The 1,042-nt window shown below is 49.2% G+C and carries 1 pseudogene; it reads right to left on the reverse strand.

The window, feature by feature from the left end:
- A pseudogene (locus NKH05_RS32970) lies at window positions 1-852 on the reverse strand (AAA family ATPase); the annotation flags it as partial.
- Window positions 853-1,042 lie beyond the last annotated feature (190 nt).

The raw sequence follows: 1,042 nt of genomic DNA on the forward strand, positions 1-1,042 counted from the left end.
GCCTTGCTCTTGGGCTGTCAACTCGATCTTCGCGGTGGTTACTTTTTCCAAGTTCTCCCGACATTTATCACTAAAGTACTTCCCCAACCTCCCTATGATTGCCTTCAGAACATTAAGGTGACCAATGGCGGTTGCATCATACTCCTTCGCTACAGCGAGTGCGGTTTCCTTCTGCGGCCCTTCCGGCAGCCCTGTTGAACAGTAGGGGCAGGTATCGCCGAGCTTAAGGAATTCATTCCCTTTGATCTGCCATGAAATCCACTTTGAAGGCTCTGGACTCTTAATAAATGTCTCGAACGACTTTAGAGATTCTGGCACGTTTTCAATCTTATTGCCTGTGCCAAAGGCTTTGTGAATCTTGCTGTTTTTTGGAATGGCACCTGTCTTGGAGTTGCCGAAAGCCTCGCGCAGCTCCTTTAGGTCCTTGGTGGTCTGCTCAATCTCAACGCTGTCTGCGAAAGCTTTTCTAATGCCAGTAAAAAGATCTTCTATTTCCGCCATTGTGGTAATGTACTCTGGCGTTTTAACAAATATATTGAAGCTATTCTTAACAACCTCGTCTTGCTGAAAAGCGAACTGGTTCACATACTCTTCATCAAACACGAGCACTGATTTTACGTCGTCGATGCCATCAACTTGCGGGTTTTTCGAACCAGCCTTGCCTCGATTTTTGAACGGAATAAGGGCATCAAGTGTGCCATCGCCCCGAGCCTGGCTTACGATCGCTCTGGCTATTGTGCTCTTGCCTATGCCGTTCGGTCCATACTTGATGTTGAGGCTGCCTTTTTCGATGCGGATAGCCGCGAGGTCGATGCTGTTGCAGTTTTGGATAGATATTTCGTATGCAGCCATGGTGCCCCCCCAAAGTTTCGGGCCCAGTCATAGGCGAGGTGTTCTGGGGCTGTAAAGGCGAAATACTTTCGCAACATTGCGCGAAGAAAGTTCTGCAACACTCCAAGGTCCGCTTCTGGCCATGAATTCGGTCGAGCGCGAATGGCTTCCGTCGAAAGCGTAGCGGGCTTTCCCGGCACAAGGAGCTATG

Origin of the sequence: Mesorhizobium sp. M1399 (assembly GCF_040317735.1) — a bacterium.
GTDB lineage: Bacteria > Pseudomonadota > Alphaproteobacteria > Rhizobiales > Rhizobiaceae > Mesorhizobium.